Source organism: Hyphomicrobium sp. (genome assembly GCF_009026145.1).
Classification (GTDB): Bacteria; Pseudomonadota; Alphaproteobacteria; order Rhizobiales; family Hyphomicrobiaceae; genus Hyphomicrobium_A.
This window is the reverse complement of record NZ_WBUE01000043.1, coordinates 1-21675: the sequence shown is the minus strand read 5'-3', so window position 1 is coordinate 21675 and position 21675 is coordinate 1. Positions and strand designations below refer to the sequence as shown.

Annotated in this window: 24 protein-coding genes; 14 read left to right on the top strand and 10 right to left on the bottom strand. The window is 64.5% G+C overall.

The window, feature by feature from the left end; all coding sequences use genetic code 11:
* Positions 1 to 155: 155 nt before the first annotated feature.
* Positions 156 to 1457, top strand: coding sequence for a hypothetical protein (locus tag F9K20_RS20330; RefSeq protein ID WP_291006359.1), 1302 nt, complete (start codon positions 156 to 158; stop codon positions 1455 to 1457).
* 208 nt (positions 1458 to 1665) lie between these two features.
* Here F9K20_RS20330 and F9K20_RS20325 read toward each other — a convergent pair whose 3' ends face one another.
* Positions 1666 to 1947, bottom strand: a complete 282-nt coding sequence (locus F9K20_RS20325) for a hypothetical protein (RefSeq protein WP_291006356.1) — start codon at positions 1945 to 1947, stop codon at positions 1666 to 1668.
* A gap of 379 nt (positions 1948 to 2326) precedes the next feature.
* On the opposite strand from F9K20_RS20325, the gene F9K20_RS20320 reads away from it, so the two are divergent.
* The 6 genes from F9K20_RS20320 (at position 2327) to F9K20_RS20295 (ending at position 7753) form a co-directional block, all read left to right on the top strand.
* Positions 2327 to 2905 carry a F0F1 ATP synthase subunit delta gene (locus F9K20_RS20320; protein ID WP_291006361.1) on the top strand — a complete coding sequence of 193 codons (579 nt, stop codon included), beginning with the start codon at positions 2327 to 2329 and terminating at the stop codon, positions 2903 to 2905.
* A gap of 106 nt (positions 2906 to 3011) precedes the next feature.
* Positions 3012 to 4544, top strand: a complete 1533-nt coding sequence (gene atpA, locus F9K20_RS20315) for a F0F1 ATP synthase subunit alpha (RefSeq protein ID WP_291006354.1) — start codon at positions 3012 to 3014, stop codon at positions 4542 to 4544.
* Between the two features lie 140 nt (positions 4545 to 4684).
* Positions 4685 to 5563: a F0F1 ATP synthase subunit gamma gene (locus F9K20_RS20310; protein WP_291006350.1), complete on the top strand. Its 879-nt coding sequence runs from the start codon at positions 4685 to 4687 to the stop codon at positions 5561 to 5563.
* A gap of 32 nt (positions 5564 to 5595) precedes the next feature.
* Entirely contained in the window at positions 5596 to 7029 is a 1434-nt protein-coding gene (gene atpD, locus F9K20_RS20305; RefSeq protein ID WP_291006347.1) for a F0F1 ATP synthase subunit beta, read from the top strand.
* Between the two features lie 41 nt (positions 7030 to 7070).
* Entirely contained in the window at positions 7071 to 7340 is a 270-nt protein-coding gene (locus F9K20_RS20300) for a hypothetical protein (protein WP_291006344.1), read from the top strand.
* Positions 7341 to 7357: 17 nt separating this feature from the next.
* Complete coding sequence (locus F9K20_RS20295; protein WP_291006341.1) at positions 7358 to 7753, top strand: F0F1 ATP synthase subunit epsilon; 396 nt, start codon at positions 7358 to 7360, stop codon at positions 7751 to 7753.
* A gap of 139 nt (positions 7754 to 7892) precedes the next feature.
* Here F9K20_RS20295 and F9K20_RS20290 read toward each other — a convergent pair whose 3' ends face one another.
* The 4 genes from F9K20_RS20290 to F9K20_RS20275 form a co-directional block, all read right to left on the bottom strand.
* Positions 7893 to 8414, bottom strand: a complete 522-nt coding sequence (locus F9K20_RS20290) for an RNA pyrophosphohydrolase (RefSeq protein WP_291006338.1) — start codon at positions 8412 to 8414, stop codon at positions 7893 to 7895.
* 149 nt (positions 8415 to 8563) lie between these two features.
* Complete coding sequence (locus F9K20_RS20285) at positions 8564 to 9076, bottom strand: RNA pyrophosphohydrolase (protein WP_291006335.1); 513 nt, start codon at positions 9074 to 9076, stop codon at positions 8564 to 8566.
* 100 nt (positions 9077 to 9176) lie between these two features.
* Positions 9177 to 10574, bottom strand: coding sequence for a S41 family peptidase (locus F9K20_RS20280; RefSeq protein WP_291006331.1), 1398 nt, complete (start codon positions 10572 to 10574; stop codon positions 9177 to 9179).
* Positions 10574 to 12010, bottom strand: a complete 1437-nt coding sequence (locus F9K20_RS20275; protein WP_291006328.1) for a DUF3450 family protein — start codon at positions 12008 to 12010, stop codon at positions 10574 to 10576. The genes F9K20_RS20280 and F9K20_RS20275 overlap by 1 nt, the downstream gene beginning before the upstream one ends.
* Before the next feature lie 190 nt (positions 12011 to 12200).
* On the opposite strand from F9K20_RS20275, the gene F9K20_RS20270 reads away from it, so the two are divergent.
* From F9K20_RS20270 to F9K20_RS20245, 6 genes are all read left to right on the top strand, one after another.
* Positions 12201 to 12395 (top strand): twin transmembrane helix small protein, encoded by a 195-nt coding sequence (locus F9K20_RS20270; RefSeq protein WP_291006325.1) that lies wholly within the window; start codon positions 12201 to 12203, stop codon positions 12393 to 12395.
* Positions 12396 to 12468: 73 nt separating this feature from the next.
* Positions 12469 to 13050: a cob(I)yrinic acid a,c-diamide adenosyltransferase gene (locus tag F9K20_RS20265; RefSeq protein ID WP_291006322.1), complete on the top strand. Its 582-nt coding sequence runs from the start codon at positions 12469 to 12471 to the stop codon at positions 13048 to 13050.
* Positions 13051 to 13078: 28 nt separating this feature from the next.
* Positions 13079 to 13786, top strand: a complete 708-nt coding sequence (locus tag F9K20_RS20260) for a rhomboid family intramembrane serine protease (protein WP_291006319.1) — start codon at positions 13079 to 13081, stop codon at positions 13784 to 13786.
* Between the two features lie 229 nt (positions 13787 to 14015).
* On the top strand, positions 14016 to 14768 hold the full coding sequence (locus tag F9K20_RS20255) for an electron transfer flavoprotein subunit beta/FixA family protein (protein WP_291006317.1): 753 nt from the start codon (positions 14016 to 14018) through the stop codon (positions 14766 to 14768).
* Positions 14768 to 15712, top strand: a complete 945-nt coding sequence (locus tag F9K20_RS20250; RefSeq protein ID WP_291006314.1) for an FAD-binding protein — start codon at positions 14768 to 14770, stop codon at positions 15710 to 15712. Before F9K20_RS20255 ends, F9K20_RS20250 begins: the two co-directional genes overlap by 1 nt.
* A gap of 38 nt (positions 15713 to 15750) precedes the next feature.
* Positions 15751 to 16680, top strand: coding sequence for a 3-hydroxybutyryl-CoA dehydrogenase (locus F9K20_RS20245; protein ID WP_291006312.1), 930 nt, complete (start codon positions 15751 to 15753; stop codon positions 16678 to 16680).
* A 179-nt stretch (positions 16681 to 16859) separates the two neighbouring features.
* Here the strand turns inward: F9K20_RS20245 and F9K20_RS20240 are convergent, their stop codons facing one another.
* The 5 genes from F9K20_RS20240 to argB all read right to left on the bottom strand — a co-directional run bounded on the left by F9K20_RS20240 (position 16860) and on the right by argB (position 20475).
* Positions 16860 to 17429, bottom strand: a complete 570-nt coding sequence (locus tag F9K20_RS20240) for a fasciclin domain-containing protein (protein WP_291006309.1) — start codon at positions 17427 to 17429, stop codon at positions 16860 to 16862.
* An 88-nt stretch (positions 17430 to 17517) separates the two neighbouring features.
* Positions 17518 to 18216, bottom strand: a complete 699-nt coding sequence (locus F9K20_RS20235; RefSeq protein WP_291006306.1) for an anti-sigma factor — start codon at positions 18214 to 18216, stop codon at positions 17518 to 17520.
* The gene (locus tag F9K20_RS20230) at positions 18213 to 18767 is read right to left on the bottom strand and encodes a sigma-70 family RNA polymerase sigma factor (RefSeq protein WP_291006303.1); all 555 of its coding nucleotides are present in this window, start codon (positions 18765 to 18767) and stop codon (positions 18213 to 18215) included. Before F9K20_RS20230 ends, F9K20_RS20235 begins: the two co-directional genes overlap by 4 nt.
* Before the next feature lie 8 nt (positions 18768 to 18775).
* A complete protein-coding gene (locus F9K20_RS20225) occupies positions 18776 to 19522 on the bottom strand; it encodes a pyrimidine 5'-nucleotidase (RefSeq protein WP_291006300.1) in 747 nt (248 codons plus the stop codon).
* Positions 19519 to 20475 (bottom strand): acetylglutamate kinase, encoded by a 957-nt coding sequence (gene argB, locus F9K20_RS20220; RefSeq protein ID WP_291006297.1) that lies wholly within the window; start codon positions 20473 to 20475, stop codon positions 19519 to 19521. Before argB ends, F9K20_RS20225 begins: the two co-directional genes overlap by 4 nt.
* Before the next feature lie 282 nt (positions 20476 to 20757).
* Here argB and F9K20_RS20215 point away from each other — a divergent pair.
* Positions 20758 to 21675: Clp protease N-terminal domain-containing protein (locus F9K20_RS20215; protein ID WP_291006294.1), on the top strand; the 918-nt coding region annotated here is incomplete at its 3' end.

Below are 21675 nucleotides of genomic sequence, written 5' to 3'. Positions count from 1 at the left end.
CCGGCTTCCTGCTCACGCAGCACCGCGATGATCTGCTCTTCCGTGAACCTCGACTTGCGCATCATCCGCCTCCTCTGGAGTAGCGGACTCTACCCAAAGCTGGAGGAGATCGCGGGTCTCAGGTCACCACTGGTGCCTCAATATTCGCCGAGTTTATGGCCACAATCGGCGGGCGCACAGAAACAGCTATTGAGATACTGAAGAGCGCGCTTCCATTTAGCGCTCATAATCCGGCGCCCTGGGGGCAGCTTGCCCGGTTTTTGGCGGAAGAGGAGTGGTCGTCAGCGGTTGCGGCGGCCATTCGGAGCGCAGAGATTCAGGCCAGCGCCCAATCTGCAACTATCCTTTCGCAACTGCTTGCTAGCGCGGAAACAGAAGAAGAATTTCGGCGCGCCGCCAAGTTGTCGATTAATTCGAATGTGCGGGATGAGCGATGGCTAGGTTATCTCGGCGTTGCGTTATCTATGCACAAAGGCGGATCAGGTAAGGGGGTAGCCTTTTTCGATCTGCTCAATTACCGCGGGCGACGCTCTGCATTCTTAGCAAACTTGAAGGCAAAGATAGTAGCAGCTGAAGGAGGCGACGAGGCCCTTGAAGCGGCAATTGCCATCTGCAACGAGGCAATTGTACAGATTGAGGACAATGTCTTCTCCAGAATGCAGATGATCGAATATGTGATGGCGACCGGGCGCGCTGATGCTCGTGACGATGCACTGCGCTTGCTTGCGCAGCGGGAGCAGATATTTGGCGTTGACGAGCATTCAAAGCGGCTTCGCGCGAAAATAGAGGACCCATCGATTGATTGGAGGTCTGAAGTAGCTAAGCCCAAGGCGCCTACGCCACGCTCAACAGCCGGGGACGCCGAACGAGAGAGGTTTAACGTGATGAGTAGAACCCGAAAGAGGCTGCAGAGAGGAGGGGCAGCGGAACTGCAGTTGCCACGCGAAATTCGGCTGGGTGGGGAGTTAAAGAGGCTTGAGTTCTCACTTGTCGCTGGCGGGCAACAGCCGGATTTGGCGATAAAGCGTTTAGGGCAAATTCTGTCTGAGAATCCGACGTTTGCATACGCAGAGCTTCTCGCCGAACGACATAAATTGTGGTCGCGTGAGAGCCGGACGTTACCGTCATTTGCGAGTTATTTTGAACGCGCCTTATCTGAGAGGGACGTTATCCTATTGCAGCGTCTCACAGTTTCGTACCCAAAACTTGAGGCTATGTGCATTATTGCACGCGTTGCCTTTGGAGACGAAAGCGCATTCGATCAAGTATCAGACGCGCTGCGCGCAGTTAAAGTGGATCCTTCTCCTGAATGCAAAACTCTTCGCCTAGGTTTGGAATCAATCCTGCCAGATAATGCAGTCCGCGAGCCAGCGTCTGAGGTGTCCGCAATTAGAGCGAATACGGCGTTGGTCAGGATGATTTTGTCAGCTGCTAACGAAGTCTCTGCTGTTAATTGAAGGCGTACCGTGATTGGCCCATCTGGACTTCCTTCGAAGACAAAAAAGGGCCGGACCTCGGGGGGAAAGGTCCGGCCCGACTGGCGCGAGGGTGGGAGCGCTCAGTCAATATCGGGGGGTCGTGCAGTATGCCTAGGTCAAGTATTCCCTTGTTGGTTCGCCGGAGGTCCCCGCGACCTCCGGCGCCGCAGGCGCTCGCCGGTAATGGCTAGTGGCGAGAGGCCTGCGAAGCGATGATGCCGAGCATCAGCGCCGCGGCGCCGATGGCGATGTACTTGCCGGTCTTGTCCTTCTTCTTGTGGTGGCGGGCGTAGTAGCGGTCGCGGCCGCCGCGGTAGCCGTCGTGGCGGTCGTAGCCGCGCGAATAGTGGTCGCCGCGGTAGCCGTAGTCGCGCTCGTGGGCGCTGGCGGCGGTGGTCACGGTGCCGAGGCTCGCCGCGGCGAGCGCGACGGCCGTGGTGATCGAGGTCAGCTTACGCGAAATGGTCATCTGTCTTCCCCTTGCCCGGTGTTTCGGCGTGTCCTGCTGCCGGTTGCCTCGCCGGCGATGAGGGGCATTCAATACTTCTCGGCCTGAACCCGTTCTGAAGGCTTCGTGCAGCTTCCGTTCATGTTGAAAAATGCCGTTTGCGGGTCCGCTGCATGCGGCATTCGGGCGCCTATCCCCCGTTGAAGGGGCGCCCGGTGCATGTTAGAGAACCGGCGCACTTTCAGGGGAGCCGCAGCCACGACGCTGCCGGCTGCCGGTTGTGCGAGCGAATTTCCTCAAAGCGGGGGAGGGTGCGGGCAGGCCAAACTCAGGCCAAACTGGCCCGAGGCCCCCGTCATGGCCGCCGGCGAGAGCGTTTGACGTGGCAACGGACAATCAGATGACGTCGGGTGTGACTGGGGGCGTTTCCGGGGGCGTTTCTGGGGGCGTTTCTGGGCGTTACGCCTCGGCGCTTTTCGAGTTGGCGCGCGAGCAGAACGAGCTCGATGCCGTCGAGCGCGATCTCGGCAAGTTCCAGGCGATGCTGGATCAAAGCTCCGACCTCAAGCGCCTGGTGAACAGCCCGGCCTTCGCCGCCGAGGATCAGCAGCGGGCGCTGAAGGCGGTCATGGACTGGGCATCGGTCGGCGCCACGACCAGCAATTTCCTCGGCGTAGTGGCGCGCAACCGGCGCCTGTTCGCCGCCGAGGACATGATCAAGAGTTTCCGCCAGCAGCTCGCCCTTCACCGCGGCGAGATGGCGGCGGAAGTGCAGTCGGCGATGCCGCTCAGCGATGCGCAGCTCGCCGCTCTCAAGGACAAGCTCAAGGCGTCCTACGGCAAGGACGTGCGGCTCGACGCCAAGGTCGATCCCTCGCTGCTCGGTGGCCTGGTGGTCAAGGTCGGCAGCCGCATGTTCGATTCCTCGCTGCGGACGAAACTGATGAACCTGAAAGTCGTGCTGAAGGGAACCGGCTGATCGGGAAGACGGGCCGCGGGCAATCCTGCGGCCGTTTTTGCGATGGGCTGGCCGGCGCCGCGGGCGCCAGCACGAGGCAAGAAGCGCTGTAAGGGAAGAGGCAAGTATGGACATCCGGGCCGCAGAGATCTCCTCGATCCTCAAGGACCAGATCAAGAATTTCGGCAAGGAAGCCGAGGTCTCAGAAATCGGCCAGGTGCTGTCGGTGGGTGACGGCATCGCCCGCGTCTACGGGCTCGACAACGTCCAGGCGGGCGAGATGGTCGAGTTCCCCGGCGGCATCCGCGGCATGGCCTTGAACCTCGAAGCCGACAACGTCGGCGTCGTCATCTTCGGCGATGACCGCGGCATCAAGGAAGGCGACACCGTCAAGCGCACCGGCGCCATCGTCGAGGTCCCGGTCGGCAAGGGCCTGCTCGGCCGCGTCGTCGACGCGCTCGGCAATCCGATCGATGGCAAGGGCCCGATCAAGGGCGACAAGAAGATGCGCGTCGACGTGAAGGCGCCGGGCATCCTGCCGCGCAAGTCGGTGCACGAGCCGATGGCCACCGGCCTCAAGGCGGTGGACGCGCTCATCCCCATCGGCCGCGGCCAGCGCGAGCTGATCATCGGCGACCGCCAGACGGGCAAGACGGCGATCATCCTCGACACCATCCTCAACCAGAAGTCGATCAACGCCGGCGGCGACGAGAAGACCAAGCTGTACTGCGTCTACGTCGCGGTCGGCCAGAAGCGCTCCACCGTCGCCCAGTTCGTCAAGGTTCTCGAGGAGCAGGGTGCGCTGGAGTATTCGATCGTCGTCGCCGCGACGGCATCCGAGCCCGCGCCGCTGCAGTACCTCGCCCCGTTCACCGGCTGCACCATGGGCGAATACTTCCGCGACAACGGCATGCACGCCGTGATCGCCTATGACGACCTCTCCAAACAGGCCGTCGCCTACCGCCAGATGTCGCTGCTGCTGCGCCGCCCACCCGGCCGCGAAGCCTATCCCGGCGACGTGTTCTACCTCCACTCGCGTCTGCTCGAGCGCGCCGCCAAGCTCAACGACGAGCACGGCGCCGGCTCGCTCACCGCGCTCCCCGTCATCGAGACGCAGGCCAACGACGTGTCGGCCTACATCCCGACCAACGTAATCTCCATCACCGACGGCCAGATCTTCCTCGAGACCGACCTCTTCTATCAGGGCATCCGTCCGGCGGTGAACGTCGGCCTGTCCGTGTCGCGCGTCGGCTCCTCGGCGCAGACCAAGGCGATGAAGCAGGTGGCCGGCAAGATCAAGGGCGAGCTGGCGCAGTACCGCGAAATGGCCGCCTTCGCCCAGTTCGGCTCCGACCTCGACGCGGCGACGCAGAGGATGCTCGCCCGCGGCGCGCGCCTCACCGAGCTCTTGAAGCAGCCGCAGTTCTCGCCGCTGAAGATGGAAGAGCAGGTCTGCGTGATCTTCGCCGGCACGCGCGGCTACCTCGACGCCATTCCCGTCGGCGCGGTGAACAAGTTCGAGCAGGACCTGTTGCGCCTGCTGCGCACCGACGGCCAGGACATCCTCGATGCCATCCGCACCGAGAAGGCGCTGTCGGAGGCGACGGAGAAGAAGCTGGTCGCCTTCATCGACAAGTTCGCCAAGGGCTTCACAGCTTAAGCTCCTTCTCCCCGCGCGCGGGGAGAAGGTCGGGATAGGGGGCAGAGGCTGGCGCTGCAGATTATGGCTGCCCCTCACCCCAACCCTCTCCCCACCGGTGGGGAGAGGGGGAAGTGGTCGGAAAGTAGGACGACGGCGCGATGCCAAGTTTGAAAGACCTCAGAAACCGCATCACCTCGGTGAAGGCGACGCGCAAGATCACCAAGGCGATGCAGATGGTCGCCGCGGCGAAGCTGCGCCGTGCGCAGGAGGTGGCCACTGCGGCCCGTCCCTACGCCGATCGCATGGACCAGATGATCGCCAGCCTCGGCTCGCGCATCACCGACAAGAGCGCGGCGCCGCTGATTGCCGGCACCGGGCGCGATGACGTGCACCTCTTGATCGTGATGACCGGCGAGCGCGGCCTCGCCGGCGGCTTCAACTCCAACATCGCCAAGCTCGCTCGCCAGGACGCACAGCGGCTGCTCGCACAGGGCAAGACCGTGAAGATGCTGATGGTGGGGCGCAAGGGCGCCGAGGCGCTGAGGCGCGAATTCGGCAAATACTACATCGACCGCATCGATCTGCGCGCCGTACGCCAGATCGCTTTCGCCAATGCCGATGAAATCGCCCAGAAGGTCTTGAATCTCTACGAGAGCGGCGGATTTGACGTGGCGACGCTCTACTTCGCCGAGTTCAAGTCCGTAATCAAACAGCAGCCGGTCGCGCTGCAGCTGATTCCGGCCAAGCTGCCCGCGGTCAAGCGGGCGGCCGGCGGCGCCGAGGCCATCCACGAGTACGAGCCGAGCGAGGAAGAGGTCCTCGGCGATCTCGTCACGCTCAACATCTCGACGCAGATCTTCCGCGGGCTCCTGGAGAACGTCGCTTCCTTCTACGGCGCGCAGATGAGCGCCATGGATTCGGCGACGCGCAACGCCGGCGAGATGATCGACAAGCTGACGCTGAAGTACAACCGCACGCGTCAGGCGATGATCACCAAGGAACTGATTGAAATCATCTCCGGCGCCGAGGCGCTGTGAGCACGCACACCGACAGGCACGAGGAACGCAAGATGGCAAATAAAGTTGGTCGCATTCGCCAGGTCACGGGCGCCGTCGTCGACGTGCAGTTCGACGATCACCTGCCGGCAATTCTCAACGCTCTTGAGACGACGAACCAGGGCAACCGGCTGGTGCTCGAGGTTGCCCAGCACCTCGGCGAAAACACCGTGCGCACCATCGCCATGGATAGCTCCGAAGGCCTCGTGCGCGGCCAGGAAGTTCGCGACACCGGCGGTCCGATCACCGTGCCGGTCGGCGACGAGACGCTCGGACGCATCATCAACGTCATCGGCGAGCCGGTCGACGAGGCTGGTCCCGTCAAGACGAGCGAGAGGCGGCCGATCCACTCGCCGGCCCCGGCGTTCGCCGACCAGTCATCCGAAGCGCAGATCCTCGTCACCGGCATCAAGGTCGTCGATCTTCTCGCGCCCTACGCCAAGGGCGGCAAGATCGGCCTGTTCGGCGGCGCCGGCGTCGGCAAGACCGTGCTGATCATGGAATTGATCAACAACGTCGCCAAGGCGCACGGCGGCTACTCGGTGTTCGCCGGCGTCGGCGAGCGCACGCGCGAGGGCAACGACCTCTATCACGAGATGATCGAGTCGAACGTCAACCTCGACCCGAAGGAGAACAATGGCTCGACCAAGGGCTCCAAGTGCGCCCTGGTGTACGGCCAGATGAACGAGCCGCCGGGCGCCCGCATGCGCGTCGCGCTCTCCGGCCTCACCGTCGCCGAATACTTCCGCGACCAGGGCCAGGACGTGCTGTTCTTCATCGACAACATCTTCCGCTTCACGCAGGCGGGCTCCGAGGTGTCGGCGCTGCTCGGGCGCATTCCCTCGGCGGTCGGCTATCAGCCAACTCTCGCCACCGACATGGGCGCCCTGCAGGAGCGCATCACCACGACGCAGAAGGGGTCGATCACCTCGGTGCAGGCCATCTACGTGCCGGCCGACGACTTGACCGACCCGGCGCCGGCAACGTCGTTCGCGCACTTGGATGCGACGACCGTGCTGTCGCGCGCCATCTCCGAGAAGGGCATCTACCCGGCCGTCGACCCGCTCGATTCCACCTCGCGCATGCTCGATCCGCGCATCGTCGGCGAGGAGCACTACCAGGTCGCCCGCCAGGTGCAGCAGATCCTGCAGCGCTACAAGGCCCTGCAGGACATCATCGCCATTCTCGGCATGGACGAGCTTTCTGAGGACGACAAGCTTATCGTCGCCCGCGCGCGCAAGATCGAGCGCTTCCTGTCGCAGCCATTCCACGTCGCCGAGGTGTTCACCGGCTCGCCTGGCAAGCTCGTTTCCCTCGCCGACACGATCAAGGGCTTCAAGGGCCTGTGCAACGGCGAGTACGACCATCTGCCCGAACAGGCGTTCTACATGGTTGGCACCATCGAGGAGGCCAAAGCCAAGGCCGAGAAGCTCGCCGAGGCCGCCTGACACTGAACCGGGCCTTCCGGCCCCGCGACGAGGAAACCGTCATGGCTTTGGACGTACCGGGCGCGACGCATGGCTTCGGCTCCTGCTGCGCTGAGCTCAGGGACGCGATGAGCGGCGAGGAGTTCGAGCCTCTGCTCACCGTCGGCGAGGACGGCGTGCTCTACATGTCGGTCGGGCTCATCGACCTCGAGGACGAGGAGCCGGGCATGGTCGATCACCCGCTGTTTTTCTGTCCCTTCTGCGGGACGAAGCTGCAGAGCGTCGAGGAAGTGCGCGCCAAGACCGGCGGCGACGACGGCGCCGACGACTGACAGGACGAGACAAGACGATGGCGACATTCAATTTCGAGCTGGTGACACCCGAGCGGCTGGTGCTCTCGGGCGAGGCACAACAGGTCGTCGTTCCCGGCGCCGAGGGCGACTTTGCCGTGCTTGCCGGGCACGCGCCGTTCATCTCGACGCTGCGTCCCGGCATCCTCGACGTGACGCTGCCGCAGGGGCGCCAGCAGCTGCTCGTCAAGAAGGGCGTCGCCGAAGCGGATCCGACGCGCCTCACGGTCTTGGCGCAGACGGCGGTGCCGCTGGAGGAGCTGCAGGGCGCCAGGCTGGCAAGCGAGCTGCAGCTTGCCGAGGCGCAGGTCGCCGAAGCCAAGGACGATCAATCGCGGATGATGGCGGACACGCTGCTCGACGTGCTGAAGCGCCTGCAGCTCAAGGCGGCTTGATTCGCGGCGCCCGCAGTCGAGAAACTGTCATCCTCGGCTTTATGCCGAGGATCCACCGCGCAACTCGCGCGTTGCCTTCGGAGCAAGCTGAAAGTTGGGTCCTCGGGACAAGCCCGAGGATGACACCGTTGGACGGGTGCTATTCGGCGGCGATTTGCGAAAGTGAGCGGCGCGCCAAACGGGCGAACTCCTGCGCCACCTCCTCGTATACGAGACGCCGGAAATCCACGGCGAGGCTCGGCACATCGGCAAGCGGGACCCAGCGCCAGGCATCGAACTCCGGCTTCGTTGCGCCCTTGGGGCCGATGTCGATCTCGCTGTCGTCGCCTTCGAAGCGCATCGCGTACCAGCGCAGCCGGTGACCGGCGTATCTGCCCTTGAGGGCGACGCCGAGCAGCTCAGGCGGTAGTTCGTACGTCAGCCAGCCGGGGATCTCGCCGATCAACACGGCGCTGCGCACGCCCGTCTCCTCCCACAGCTCGCGAAACGCCGCTTCGCGCGATGGCTCGCGCGGCTCGATGCCGCCCTGCGGCATCTGCCAGAAGGTGTCGCTGGCGAAGCTTCCGTGGCGGGCCCACTTCGGCCGGTGGCGACCGACCCAGACCAGTCCCTGCGCGTTGAACAGCACCACGCCCACGCACGGGCGTAGCGGCAGCGACATCGAGAGGTTTTCCGTCGGCGCGAGAGTGGGCATAGGTCGGAGGTTATTAACAGTTTATCAACATCGAATCACAGCCAAGTGTAAGGCGGAAAACCAAGCCATTCTATGTCGTTATTTGTCTAAAATTACGCCGCATGGTGACTGTTGCATCAGCGCCCCGGCCGCGCGTAGGGAGCAAACGCCTCGACGACCTGCAGATACACGTCATGCTTGAACGGCACGATGAGGTCGGCCACCTCGGGCAGCGGCACCCAGCGCCAGTCGGTGAACTCCGGCTTGTGGCCGGCAGCCGGCGTGATGTCGATCTCGCTGTCGGCGCCGAGGAAGCGCACGGCGAACCACTTCTGCGCCTGCCCCCGGTAGCGCCCGCCCCACGCCTTGCCGTGAAGGTCGGGCGGCAGGTCGTAGCGCAGCCAGTCGCTGGTCTCACCGAGGATCCTGACCGTGCGGATACCGGTTTCCTCGATGAGCTCGCGCAGCGCGGCATCGGCTGGACTTTCACCCTCGTCGATGCCGCCTTGCGGCATCTGCCACCAGGCGCCGCGCCCCTCCTCTTCGCCCGGGCTGTCGGCGCGCCGTCCGATCCAGACGAGCCCGGCAGGATTGATCACGGTGATGCCGACGCAGGGACGGTAACCAGGGAGGGGGGAAGCGCTGTTCATGGGGCGATCCGGTCGGCGCGGCGCGGGAAACGAAGATGGGCGCCGCTTGGGGCGCCCATCTATAGCTCTTGCCGAAAAGGAAGTTCTAGGCCGATGAGTGCTAGTTCTTCGCCTTGTCCTTGCTCTCGGCGCTGGGCTGCGGCTGGGCGGGGACCGGAACGGCGCCGGCCGTCTTGGCGTCGGTGGCCGTCCCGCGCAGGAACGACAGCGCGTACTGCAGCTGCGCATCCTTCTCCGGCTCCTTGGGAACGTAGGCCGACGACCCTGAGGTCTCCTTGACCTCCTTGCCGTCCTCGCCGTTACCGTTCTCCGGATTGCGCAAATGGCCGCGCAGGCTCGCCTCGCCGCGCGCCGCCTCGGCGGCAGTCGCCTTCTTCTTCAGCTCCTCGGGCAGCTCCTGCTCGACGATGATATCGGGATCGATGCCCTTGGCCTGGATCGAGCGGTTCGACGGCGTGTAGTAGCGCGCCGTCGTCAACCGGATGGCGCCGTTGGCCCCGAGCGGAATGATCGTCTGCACCGATCCCTTGCCGAACGAGCGCGTGCCGATGACGGTGGCGCGCTTGTGGTCCTGCAGGGCGCCGGCGACGATCTCGGAGGCCGAGGCGGAGCCGCCGTTGATCAGCACGACGACCTTCTTGCCGTCCGTGAGATCGCCCGGATGCGCCTGGGCGCGCTGCGTTTCCTCGTTGTTCCGGCCCTTGGTCAACACGACGGCCCCGCGCTCCAGGAAGTCATCGGAGACGGCGATCGCCTGATCGAGCAGGCCGCCCGGGTTATTGCGCAGGTCGATGATGTAGCCTTTGAGGTCCTTGCCGAGCGTCTTCTTCGCGTTCTCGATCGCTTTCACGAGGTTGGCGTGCGTCTGCTCGTTGAAGGTGGTGATCTTGATGTAGGCGACGTCCTTCTCGTCGTGGGCCTTGACCGCGTTGATGCGGATGATGTCGCGCGTCACCTTCACGTCGAATGGATCCTCGACCCCCTTGCGGACGATGGTGAGGCTGATGGGCGTGTTGACCGGGCCGCGCATCTTTTCGACTGCCTGCTCGAGCGTCAGGCCGACGATCTGCTCGCCGTCGAGATGCGTGATGAGATCGTTGGCCTGCAGTCCGGCCTTGGAGGCAGGCGTATCGTCGATGGGGGCGACCACCTTCACCACCCCGTTCTCCATCGTGACCTCGATGCCGAGGCCACCGAATTCGCCGCGCGTCTGCACCTGCATATCGCGGTAGTTCTTGGGGCTGAGGTAGGAGGAATGGGGGTCGAGGGCCGAAAGCATGCCGTTAATGGCCGACTCGATCAGCATTGTGTCGTCAGGCTTCTCGACGTAGTCGGAGCGGACGCGCTCCAGCACGTCGCCGAACAGATCCAGCTGCCGGTAGAGCTCCGAGTTTTCCGAGGTTGCCGAATACGTGCGCGTGACGTTCAGCAGCGTGGTGGCGCCGGCGAGGCCGGTCATCAACAGGAACGTCCAGAATGCGAATTCTGTCTTGCGCATTATCCTTGCACCTTTCGATGCCCCGCCACCCACCATGGGTCGGGGTCTACGGGCCGTCCATCCTTACGGAACTCCACATATAGGACGGGGGCGCTGTTTGCGGCAGCGGGTTGGGACTGTTGTGACCAACCACTCATGGTTCCGACCGGTTCGGCGGCGAGAACAAATTGGCCAGGTTGGACATCGATCTGAGAGAGGCCCGCGAGCAACACATGATAACCGCCGCCAGCATTGATTATCAAGAGTTGGCCATAGCTACGAAATTCCCCAGCGTAAACGATCCAACCATCGCAAGGTGACGTGACTTGGGCGCCTTGACGCGTTTCGAGCACAATGCCCTTCGACTGGCCGCCGAACTGCGTCTTTTCGCCAAAGCCGAGTACCTGGCGGCCCTGTGCCGGCATGGGGAGGCGGCCGGCGGCGTCGGAAAAGGCGATCTCAGGCTTAATGCGGCCAGGACTGCCCAGCATCGCGCCGGGACTGAGCACGACGACATCGATACCCTTGGAGGTTGCGGGCGGGACGAGCGCGTCGGGTGGCGGCGCTTTCTGATTCGCCGGCAATGCCGCCGGGGAGTTCGGCGGAATGGGCGCAGATGAATTCGGTGTAATGTTCGCGGCCGCCGCCTGCTTGCGCTGCTCCTCGTAGGCGCCGAGGCCAGTGTTGTTCTTCACGGCCTGGTCGAGCTGTGTGATCAGCTCGTTGAGGTCATTGACGTTACGCGAGATATCGGCCGCTGCCGCACGCATACGCTGCAGCTCCGACTGGCGCTCCTCGAGCGTAACCCGCTTTTCCTCCATCAGTCCGGAAAGGCGGGTGCGGGCATCGTTGAGCCGCGTCATCTCGTTACGCAGCTGATCGCCCTGCGTGCGGATCTCCGTCATCACGCGGATGAGCTCGTTGAGGCGGGCCGTCAGCGCCTTCGCCTGGTTGCCGAGCTCGGGGAAGGCGGCGGACAGCAGCATGGCGCTGCGCACCATTTCCAGGGCGTCCTCGCGCTGCGTGATCAGCACCGGCGGGGGGTTGCGCCCCATGCGCTGCAGGGCGGACAGGAGCTTGGCGATCTGGTCATGGCGCTGATTGAGCGATCCCTTGAGGATGCGCTGCTGCTCCTCCAGCTCGCCGATGCGCGTCTCGATGCTGGTGAGCTGCGCCTCGCTCTTTTTGATGAGATCGGCGGTCTCGACCAGGCGCGTATTCAGGCGCTCGCGCTCGGCCGCCAAGCCCTCCACGTCGCTTTGCAGCGACTTCGTCTTCTTCTCAACGTCTTGCAGCTCGTTGCGCTTGCTCTCGAGCTTCTTCTTGGCGTCGTCGGCATTGGAGGGGGTTTGGGCGAACACCCAGGCGGACGGCGCGAGGACAAGCATGGCAACGCCGGCGAGAGCGCCGGCGAACAGGTAGGGTCTTGAAAACGTTATCAGTCGAGCCCGATCCAACGGCCATGTCCCCCTTGGTGCCGGCTGGCGATCCACCAGAGGCTGCAATTGCGGCAATTATGGCGCGCCGGCGATTGCCAAGGCGTTGCCTGGACACGTCGAGGATGTCTCTCTCGCCCTTGCAGGAGATACGGTTTGCCGACTGGTGTCCAAGGCCTTAAGGATGGCCGGGAACGGAGATCGAACGATTATGGAGACGGTTCTCTACCATCTCACCACGCTGGCCGTCGCCGCGGTGGTGGTGGTGCTCTTTTTGGGGCTGTGGAACTTGTCGCGCGGCAAGAGCCCGAACACCAGTCAGAAGCTGATGCGCTGGCGCGTCGGTCTGCAGGCTCTGGCCATCGTCATCATCCTGCTCTTCGTGCTCGTCCATAACTATTCGTGACGGGGGGCGTGCGGCTGCCGGCGTCTGCCGGTTTGCGCTATGTTGAATCGGGCTTTCACTGGAACTTCGGCGCATGGTCGTACTCAGCAAGATCTACACGCGCACGGGCGACAAGGGCACCACCGCGCTCGGCAGCGGCGAGCGGGTGGCCAAGCACGCGTTGCGCATTGCCGCCTACGGCACGGTCGATGAAACCAACGCCAGCATCGGCATGGCGCGCGTGCATCTCGGTTCCGGCCATCCTGGGCTCGATGCCAAGCTCGCCCGTATCCAGAACGATCTCTTCGACCTCGGCGCCGACCTGTGCGTCCCCGACCGCGGCCAGAAGCTCGAGTACGAGCCCTTGCGCATGACCGACGGCCAGGTGAAGCGGCTCGAGGACGAGATCGACGAGATGAACGCAGAGCTGCGCCCGTTGCGATCGTTCGTGTTGCCGGGCGGATCGCCTGCGGCCGCGGCGCTGCACATGGCGCGCACCATCTCGCGGCGCGCCGAGCGGCTGATGGTCGAGCTGGCGGCCGACCCGAACGAGCCGGTGGGTGCTGCGGCGCTGCAATATATCAATCGCCTGTCAGATTTCCTTTTTGTCGCCAGCCGCTACGTTAATGATCGCGGCAAGAGCGATGTCCTTTGGGTCCCCGGCCAGAATCGCTAGTTGGCTCCTCAAACTCTGCAGGCGCACCTTGTTCATCCCGCTGCGTGACGAAAACCACCTGAAATCCATCCCTTTTCAGTACGTTACGGTCGGCTTGATCGCCGCCAACGTGATCGTCTTCATCCTCGAGGTGAGCGGTCTCAGCAATGCTGCGGTCGCGAGCTTCGCCGTGACCCCGCGCGAGCTATTCGGCAATACGGTGCTCCTGGCCCCCAGCTCGTTTGGCGAGGACAGCCTGCCGATCGGCGAACAGGCGACGCTGCTCACCTACATGTTCTTCCATGCCGACGTCTTTCACCTGGTCGGTAACATGCTGTTTTTGTGGGTGTTTGGCGATAACGTCGAGGACGCCATGGGACATACGCGCTTCCTCGCATTCTATTTGGCGTGTGGCGTGTTCGCCGGCCTCTTCCACGCCTGGATGCTGCCTGACAGCGATTTGCCGCTGATCGGCGCCAGCGGCGCCGTCGCCGGCGTCATTGCCGCCTATTTGATGCTGCACCCGCGGGTTGGCGTATGGGTCTTGGCGTTCAAGGTCATTCCCCTGCGCATCACGGCCGGGCTGGCGCTCGGGGTGTGGATTGCCCTGCAGGTCGTCATGGTGGCCATGCCCGACGTCGGGCCGGTGGCGTGGTGGGCGCACATCGGCGGCCTAATTGCCGGCGCCGTCCTCATTTTATTCATGCGGCGCCCCGGCGTGCCGCTGTTCGACCGCGATGTCCGCCTGGCGTCGTAGGAACGGCTTTTTGCCTGCCGCGACAGCCTGTTCGGCCCGTGATCGGTTAATCGGCGCCCAATTGACTTGCATTCCGTGCGCCCGTAGGTTCTCATTTCGCACTTGCGAATAAACAAGAGAAGGCCTGCGACCGGGGACTTTCTCGCGCGGCGCAATGGGTCTTCGTCGCGCTGCACAACCGAACCTCGATGTCAGCAGACCGCCACACAGCGCTTGGAGAGCCGACGGCATGAAGATTCTGGTGCCGGTCAAAAGAGTTGTCGATTTCAACGTCAAAATCCGCGTCAAGCCCGACGGCTCTGGCATCGATCTCGCCAACGTCAAGATGTCGATAAACCCCTTCGACGAGATCGCCGTCGAAGAGGCGGTGCGCATCAAGGAGAAGAGTGGGGCCGCGGAGGTCGTTGCCGTTTCGATCGGGCCGACGAAGGCGCAGGAGATCATTCGCACCGCGCTCGCCATCGGCGCCGACCGCGGCATCCTCGTCGAGACACCGGACACGCCCATCGAGCCGCTGGCAGTGGCCAAGATCCTCAAAGGCGTCGTCGAGGCGGAAAAGCCCGACCTTGTCATCCTCGGCAAGCAGGCGATCGACGACGACTGCAACCAGACGGGCCAGATGCTCGCCGCACTGCTCGGCTGGCCGCAGGGCACGTTCGCTTCCAGGCTATCGCTCGAGAGCGGCAGCGCGATTGTCACGCGCGAGGTCGACGGCGGCCTCGAGACGGTGCGCCTCAAGACGCCGGCGGTGGTGACCACCGACTTGCGTCTCAACGAGCCGCGCTATCCTTCGCTGCCGAACATCATGAAGGCGAAGAAGAAGCCGCTCGACACCAAGAAGCCGGAAGACTTCCGCGTCGATATCGCGCCGCGCCTCAAGGTGTTGAAGATCTCCGAGCCGGCCAGCCGCAAGGCTGGCGTGCGCGTCGGTAGCGTCGCCGAGCTCGTACAGAAACTCAAAGCCGAAGCCGGGGTGCTGTGATGGCTATTCTTCTACTGGCCGAGCACACCAACGGCGCCCTGCAGGCTGCAACCGGCAAGGCGGTCGCGGCGGCCAAGCAGCTCGGTGGCGACATTCACCTCCTCGTTGCCGGCCACGACTGCAAGCCGGCGGCGGAAGCGGCGGCCAAGCTGTCCGGCGTCGGCAAGGTGCTGCTCGCCGATGCGCCGCATCTGGAGCACGGGCTCGCCGAGGAGACGGCGGCGCTCGTAGCGTCGCTAATGGGCGGCTACGACGTCTTCGTTGCGCCGGCGACGACGACGGGCAAGAACATCGCGCCACGCATCGCCGCGGCGCTCGACGTGATGCAGATCTCCGACATCACCAAAGTCATCTCCGCCGACACTTTCGAGCGGCCGATCTATGCCGGCAACGCCATCCAGACGGTGCAGTCGCCGGAGGCCAAGAAGGTCATCACGGTGCGCATTTCTGCCTTCCCGTCGGTGGCCGAGGACGGTGCGGCGTCCATCGAAAGCGTGGCGGCGCCGCCCGCCGTCGGTCTCTCCACCTTCGAGAAGGCGGAATTGACGAAGTCGGATCGCCCCGAGCTCGCCTCGGCGCGCATCATCATTTCCGGCGGACGCGGTCTGCAGTCCGGCGAAAACTTCAAGAAGCTGCTCGAGCCGGTGGCCGACGCCATGGGCGCCGCGGTCGGCGCCTCGCGCGCTGCCGTCGACGCGGGCTATGTGCCCAACGACATGCAGGTGGGTCAGACCGGCAAGGTTGTCGCCCCCGACCTCTACTTGGCGGTCGGCATCTCCGGCGCCATCCAGCACCTTGCCGGCATGAAGGACTCCAAGATCATCGTGGCGATCAACAAGGACGGCGAGGCACCCATTTTCCAGGTGGCCGACTATGGCCTCGTCGCCGACCTGTTTCAGGCGTTGCCGGAGCTTGAAGCCGAGCTGAAGAAGGCCGGACAATAGACGGAACAACAAGGTTCGGGGACAGAAGGACTGCGGACATGAACGTGGCGGTCAAATCGGCAGACAAGCCGAAAGGCGAGCACAAGACTCCACAAGTCATCAAGAAGGTCGGGGTCATCGGCGCTGGCCAGATGGGTACCGGTATTGCTCATGTCATTGCGCTCGGCGGTTACTCGGTGGCGCTCAACGACCTGAAGAAGGAGAAGGTCGACGAGTCGGTTCACACCATCGAGAGGTTCATGCGGCGCCAGGCCGAGAAAGGTCTCATCGCTGAGGACGAGGTGAAGCCGGCCTTGAAGCGCATCAGCTACGCGCCGACCTTCGACGCGTTCTCCGACTGCGACCTCGTCATCGAGGCGGCGACCGAGGACGAGGGCATCAAGCGCAAGATCTTCACCGAGATTTGTCCGAAGCTGAAGGATCGCGCCCTGCTGGCGACCAACACATCCTCGATCTCGATCACGCGTCTCGCCGCGACGACGGATCGGCCCGAGCACTTCATCGGCATGCACTTCATGAACCCGGTGCCGTTGATGGAACTGGTCGAGCTCATCCGGGGCATCGCCACCGACGACGACATGTTTGCGGTGACGCGCAAGTTCGTCGAGAGCCTCAACAAGACGGTGGCGGTGAGCGAGGACTTCCCCGCCTTCATCGTCAACCGCATCCTGCTGCCGATGATCAACGAGGCCGTGTACACCCTCTATGAGGGCGTTGGCACGGTGGAGGCTATCGACAAGGCGATGAGGCTGGGCGCGCACCATCCGATGGGGCCGCTGGAGCTTGCCGACTTCATCGGCCTCGATACGTGCCTGTCGGTGATGCAGGTGCTGTACGAGGGGCTCTCGGATTCCAAGTACCGGCCGTGCCCGCTGCTCGTGAAGTACGTCGAAGCCGGCTGGCTGGGCCGCAAGACGCAGCGCGGCTTCTACGATTACCGCGGCGACAAGCCGATCCCCACGCGCTGATGGCGCTCCAAAAGCTGAGACCGGCCAAAGCGGGTGGTGGCAGGTAACCCGCTCGGCCGGCCCCAACTCCCCGCGTTCTTCCTGGCAGAACCGATCGGCGTCAGCTTGCGCTCGGCGCTGCGCGGGTGGGACGCAGGATGATGGGCGCCGGGATGCAACGGCGCCCACTATGCTCGAGGTCAGTTCGGCTGCACGACGTTGTCGATGACGTGGATGACACCGTTCGACTGCAGCACGTTGGAGATGGTGATGCGGCCGGCGTGACCCGCGGGGTCATAGACGGCGAGATGCTTGTCGCTGACCTTCTTGATCCACAGCGACTGACCGTTGACGGTCTTCAGCTCGGCTTTGCCGCCCATCTTGTCGACCATGGCCCACAGCTCTTGCGCGGTGAGCTTCCCGGGCACGACGTGATAGGTGAGGATGCCGGTGAGCTTGCCCTTGTTCTCGGGCTTCAACAGCGTCGGCACGGTGCCTTCCGGGAGCTTCTCGAAGGCGCCGTTCGTCGGCGCGAACACGGTGAACGGACCCGGGCCCGACAGCGTGTCGACGAGGCCGGCAGCCTTCACCGCGGCGACGAGCGTGGTGTGATCCTGCGAGTTGACGGCGTTCTCGATGATGTTCTTCGACGGGTACATCTCGGCGCCGCCGACCATCACGGTCTTTTCCGCCAGCGCAGCACCGCAGGCGAATGCCAATGCAGCGGCGCCGATGACGAGCGTCGAGGACTTCTTGAAGAGCGAAATCATGGGTATTCCTCCGGTCTAGTTCAGCCCCTCCTAACGGGGCGACGGACTAGATACGGAGTGCTTTCGCGCCGGTTTCAGCCGGCTCGCTTTATTGCGTGGCCTGCAGCAGCTTGCCGCTCCACAGCACGGGGCCGGTCGGTGCGCCGGTGGGCGAGCCGCCGGGCGGCTCGAGGCTGACGGCGAGCGTTGCATCCTCGATGACGTTCGGTGCGTAGGAGGCGAGCGTTGGCCCGACGGTGACGGGCTGCGCCCCGATCAGGCCGAGCGAGCGCGGTGTCTTGAGCTCATCGTGGACGAGCCATAGCTCGTAGCTCTTGCCGGGCTCGGGCTTGGCGGCGACGGCGCGGATGGTCAGTTGCCGCTTGTCGAGGTCGACCGACACGAGGAAGGCGGGCGATTGCGCATCCTTCTGCAGCACCGCCACAAGCATCTTGTCCTCGGGCGCGGGTGAGAATTCGCGCACGCCGACGAACAGCGCCAGGGAGGCGGCGATGGCGGATGCCGCGATCGCTCCTGCCTGCCAGCGGCGCAGCCGGCGCTCGATGGCGATAACGTTGCCGCCGCCTTCGGCGATGCGCGCTTCGATCTTTTCCCACACGCCGGCTGGCGCTTCGCGCGGCGGGACGGTTTCGGCCAGCGGACCCAGGCGTCGCTCCCACGCCTCGATGGCCGCGGCGAGCGAGGCTTCGCTGCGCGCGCGCATGGCCACGGCGGCGCGTTCGGCGGCCGGGAGCGTGCCGAGCGCGTACTCGGCGGCAAGCATATCGATGTCTTCAGTTTCGCTCATGAACCGAGACACTTTCTGAGTTGCGCCAGGCTGCGGTGCAGCCACACCTTGATCGTTCCCACCGGGTGTCCGAAGCGCTGGGCGATCTCATCGCGGCTGAGGCCCGTGTAGTAGGCGAGCAGCACGATCTGGCGGCGCTCACCGTCCAATGCTTGCAGACATTCGTTGAGCCGCTGCAGCTCCTCGCTCTGCTGCGCGGCGTCGAGCGGATCGAGCCCCTCCGCAGGTACATCGAGCGCTTGAGGAGCATCCTCGATCGACAGCGGGGCACGACGGCGGACCTCGTCGATGGCGCGGTTGCGTGCAATCGTCGCCATCCACGCGATCGGCGAGGCCTTCGAAGCGTCGTAGCTTGCGGCCCGGTTCCAGATCCTGACGTAGACGTCCTGCAGCACATCCTCGGCTCGGTCCTTAGCTGGCAAGATACGCCAGACGACACCGAACAGTTTCGCCGAAGTCGCCGCATAAAGCGCTGAAAATGCGCTGCGATCCTGCTTGGCGACGCGCGCCAGCAGGGCGATGAGGTCGGCGGTCTGAAGCGGTCTCTGCATGAATGATGCTAGAGCCTCGGCTGCGGAACCACGGTGGTGAGAAAGGCAGTCAGATCGTCGGTGGCGTGATGGATGTACGCGGGCAACTCCTTCCACTTGCGCATCTGTTGCTGCGCCGGATGGTCCTGATAGTCGGAGTGCACGAGCACCGTCGTCATGCCGAGTGCGTGCGGCGACTCGAGATTATGAGGCATGTCCTCGAACATGGCCGCCTCGGCCGGCGCCACGCCGTGCCGATCGGTCATGCGCTTGAAAGCGTCGGGCGAGGGCTTGGCGACAAACTCGCAAGCAGCGATGTCGCAGATGTCCTCGATGAGATGCAGCACGCCCAGCTTTTCGGCGACGCGCTCGGCATGGCGGCGCGAGCCGTTGGTGAAGATGATGCGGCGCCCGGGCAGCGCGGCGAGCACGCCAGCCAGCTCCGGAGCCGCGTGCAGCGGCGTCAGATCGATATCGTGCACGAACTCGAGAAAAGCGTGCGGGTCGATCCTGTGCAGCTGAATGAGCCCCGAAAGCGTCGTCCCGTAATCGTGGTAGTAGCGCTTCTGCAGGTAGCGTGCGTGCTCCAGCGGCACGTCGAGGTGCTGGGCGATGAAGGCACCCATGCGGCGGTCGACCTCGGCGAACAGGTTGCACGTCGACGGGTAGAGCGTGTTGTCGAGGTCGAAGATCCATACGCGTGTATTTGCGAAGCCGCGCAGAGCCGGCGCCGCGCCGGGTCGGCGAAGCAAGGCGATCTGGCGGGCTGCGCTCATTCGCTGTGCGCCTTCGATCTGCGGCGTGCGCGACCGAGCAGCGTGCCGACGCCATGGGCGGTGAACAGCTCGAGCAGGACGCAGTGCGGTACGCGCCCGTCGATGATGACGACGGCCTCGACGCCGGCCTCTACCACCTCGATGCAGCCCTCGATCTTGGGAATCATGCCGCCCGAGATGACGCCGTCTTTGATGAGCTGGCGTGCCTCCTCGAGGGTGAGCTGGGTGATGAGGTTCTTGCTCTTGTCGAGCACGCCCTCGACGTCGGTGAGCAACAGGAGGCGCTTGGCCTTCATGCGCGCGGCGAGCGCCGAGGCGAACGTGTCGGCATTTATGTTGAGCGTCTCGCCCTCGCGGCTGATGCCGACCGGCGCGATGACGGGGATGAGATCGGAGTTCGAGATGACGTCGACGATGTGCGGGTTGACCTCGACGGGGTCGCCGACATAGCCGATGTCGACCGCCTTCATGAGGTTCGACTCGGGGTCGGCCATCTCGGTGATCTTCTTGGCGATCATCAGGTTGGCGTCTTTGCCGCTGATGCCGACGGCCTTGCCGCCCTGCCGGTTGATGGCCGAGACGATGTCCTTGTTGATGAGGCCGGACAGCACCATCTCGACCACCTCGACGGTGGGTTTGTCGGTGACACGCAGCCCATGCACAAAGTCGGAAGAGATCTGCAATTTCTTGAGCATGGCTGCGATCTGCGGACCGCCGCCGTGCACGACGATAGGATTGACGCCCGACTGCTTGAGGTAGACGACGTCCTGCGCAAAGGCGTCGGCGAGGGCGGCGTCGCCCATCGCGTGGCCGCCGAACTTGATGACCACCGTCTGCTCGTCGTAGCGGATGAGATGCGGCAGCGCTTCGGCCAGGATGCGCGCCTGCACGTGCGGGGAGGGCTCGAGCTCGGGAGCCGCGGTAACACCTTGCGGCGGCGTGATCGGCTTCATATTCCTGGCCTAGGCTTGCTCTTGCCGGCTACGGGCCGGGCTCCGACAATGTACGTCTGCACAACTGAAGGCCAGCTCTTATACCGCCGGAAGCCATGCCGCCAAGCCCCATGCCCTTAAGCTCAAGCGGTTAAGAGCCGTGACGCGGAGCCGCCAAAATGCAACGGATTTCCCCCACATTCGCCTGCTAGATAGGCGGGGTGAGTGCGCTATCCAACTCCGGCGTGCCCGACCCCTCGCTGGCATGCGCACTACCACTGTTTACCTCGGGGAAGCTCATCCATGATCGCCGACGGCTTGAGCCGCATCGCCATGTCATCCGGGCTCGCGGCATCGCTGTCGCGGGCGACCGACTATGCGCGTTCCCGCGGGCATGGCGAGGTGACGCTCGAGCACATGTTGCTGGCCCTGTGCGATGACCCCGAAGCGGTGCTGGTGCTGGCGGCGAGCAACGTCAACGTCGCCGAGTTGACCGGCGAGGTCGAAACCCAGCTCGCCGCATTGCCGACGCGTGCCCCTGGCCAAGAGGGCGAGCTCGTCGTGGCGAGCGACTTGCGGCGCATCCTCGAGGCGGCCGCCGCCGCGGCACGCGGTGGGCGCCGGCGCGAGATCAATGGTGCCATCGTGCTGGCGGCAATCGTCGGCGACGGCAAGAGCGCTGCCGCGCACGTGCTGAGCGCACTGGGGCTGACGTTCGAAGGCGCCATCCGGGCGCTGCAGAGCAAACCGGCGCAGGAGCCGGCACGCGCTTTGCCGGCGCCCGATGCCGAAGCCATCCTCGCTGGTGCGCGCGAACGCGTGCAGTCGCGTACCGGCTTGCCGGCGCGGCGGCTGCCGGCGCCGGGGGAGTCGGCGCACGCAGAGCCCGCGGCCGAGCCGGCGGCAAATTACGCCGAGGAAGAATACGCGCCGCCGGCTCAGGATCATGGCGCGGCACCGCCGGCGCCCGAACCTTTGCCGCCGCCAAGCGAGGAGCCGAGCTATCAGCCCGAGCCAGCGTACGAGCCGGCTGCAGCCCCTGACCACCATCACTACGTCGAGGGCGAGGCGCCGGCATACGAGCCGCCGCCCAGCCCAGACCATGGCTACGAGCCGGAACCGCCGCCAATGCCGGCCTCGGCGCCGTATCCGCCGCCGATACCTCCGCCGGGCCCCTATGATCGGTGGACACCGCCGCCGTCGCCGCGCGATGCTCCCGTG

What these genes read in the sequence shown, in the direction of transcription:
- F9K20_RS20330 (WP_291006359.1), top strand. Translation starts at nt 156, where the DNA reads ATGGCCACAATCGGCGGGCGCACAGAAACAGCTATTGAGATACTGAAG.
- F9K20_RS20325 (WP_291006356.1), bottom strand. Translation starts at nt 1,947, where the DNA reads ATGACCATTTCGCGTAAGCTGACCTCGATCACCACGGCCGTCGCGCTC.
- F9K20_RS20320 (WP_291006361.1), top strand. Translation starts at nt 2,327, where the DNA reads ATGACGTCGGGTGTGACTGGGGGCGTTTCCGGGGGCGTTTCTGGGGGC.
- atpA (WP_291006354.1), top strand. Translation starts at nt 3,012, where the DNA reads ATGGACATCCGGGCCGCAGAGATCTCCTCGATCCTCAAGGACCAGATC.
- F9K20_RS20310 (WP_291006350.1), top strand. Translation starts at nt 4,685, where the DNA reads ATGCCAAGTTTGAAAGACCTCAGAAACCGCATCACCTCGGTGAAGGCG.
- atpD (WP_291006347.1), top strand. Translation starts at nt 5,596, where the DNA reads ATGGCAAATAAAGTTGGTCGCATTCGCCAGGTCACGGGCGCCGTCGTC.
- F9K20_RS20300 (WP_291006344.1), top strand. Translation starts at nt 7,071, where the DNA reads ATGGCTTTGGACGTACCGGGCGCGACGCATGGCTTCGGCTCCTGCTGC.
- F9K20_RS20295 (WP_291006341.1), top strand. Translation starts at nt 7,358, where the DNA reads ATGGCGACATTCAATTTCGAGCTGGTGACACCCGAGCGGCTGGTGCTC.
- F9K20_RS20290 (WP_291006338.1), bottom strand. Translation starts at nt 8,414, where the DNA reads ATGTCGCTGCCGCTACGCCCGTGCGTGGGCGTGGTGCTGTTCAACGCG.
- F9K20_RS20285 (WP_291006335.1), bottom strand. Translation starts at nt 9,076, where the DNA reads ATGAACAGCGCTTCCCCCCTCCCTGGTTACCGTCCCTGCGTCGGCATC.
- F9K20_RS20280 (WP_291006331.1), bottom strand. Translation starts at nt 10,574, where the DNA reads ATGCGCAAGACAGAATTCGCATTCTGGACGTTCCTGTTGATGACCGGC.
- F9K20_RS20270 (WP_291006325.1), top strand. Translation starts at nt 12,201, where the DNA reads ATGGAGACGGTTCTCTACCATCTCACCACGCTGGCCGTCGCCGCGGTG.
- F9K20_RS20265 (WP_291006322.1), top strand. Translation starts at nt 12,469, where the DNA reads ATGGTCGTACTCAGCAAGATCTACACGCGCACGGGCGACAAGGGCACC.
- F9K20_RS20255 (WP_291006317.1), top strand. Translation starts at nt 14,016, where the DNA reads ATGAAGATTCTGGTGCCGGTCAAAAGAGTTGTCGATTTCAACGTCAAA.
- F9K20_RS20250 (WP_291006314.1), top strand. Translation starts at nt 14,768, where the DNA reads ATGGCTATTCTTCTACTGGCCGAGCACACCAACGGCGCCCTGCAGGCT.
- F9K20_RS20245 (WP_291006312.1), top strand. Translation starts at nt 15,751, where the DNA reads ATGAACGTGGCGGTCAAATCGGCAGACAAGCCGAAAGGCGAGCACAAG.
- F9K20_RS20240 (WP_291006309.1), bottom strand. Translation starts at nt 17,429, where the DNA reads ATGATTTCGCTCTTCAAGAAGTCCTCGACGCTCGTCATCGGCGCCGCT.
- F9K20_RS20235 (WP_291006306.1), bottom strand. Translation starts at nt 18,216, where the DNA reads ATGAGCGAAACTGAAGACATCGATATGCTTGCCGCCGAGTACGCGCTC.
- F9K20_RS20230 (WP_291006303.1), bottom strand. Translation starts at nt 18,767, where the DNA reads ATGCAGAGACCGCTTCAGACCGCCGACCTCATCGCCCTGCTGGCGCGC.
- F9K20_RS20225 (WP_291006300.1), bottom strand. Translation starts at nt 19,522, where the DNA reads ATGAGCGCAGCCCGCCAGATCGCCTTGCTTCGCCGACCCGGCGCGGCG.
- argB (WP_291006297.1), bottom strand. Translation starts at nt 20,475, where the DNA reads ATGAAGCCGATCACGCCGCCGCAAGGTGTTACCGCGGCTCCCGAGCTC.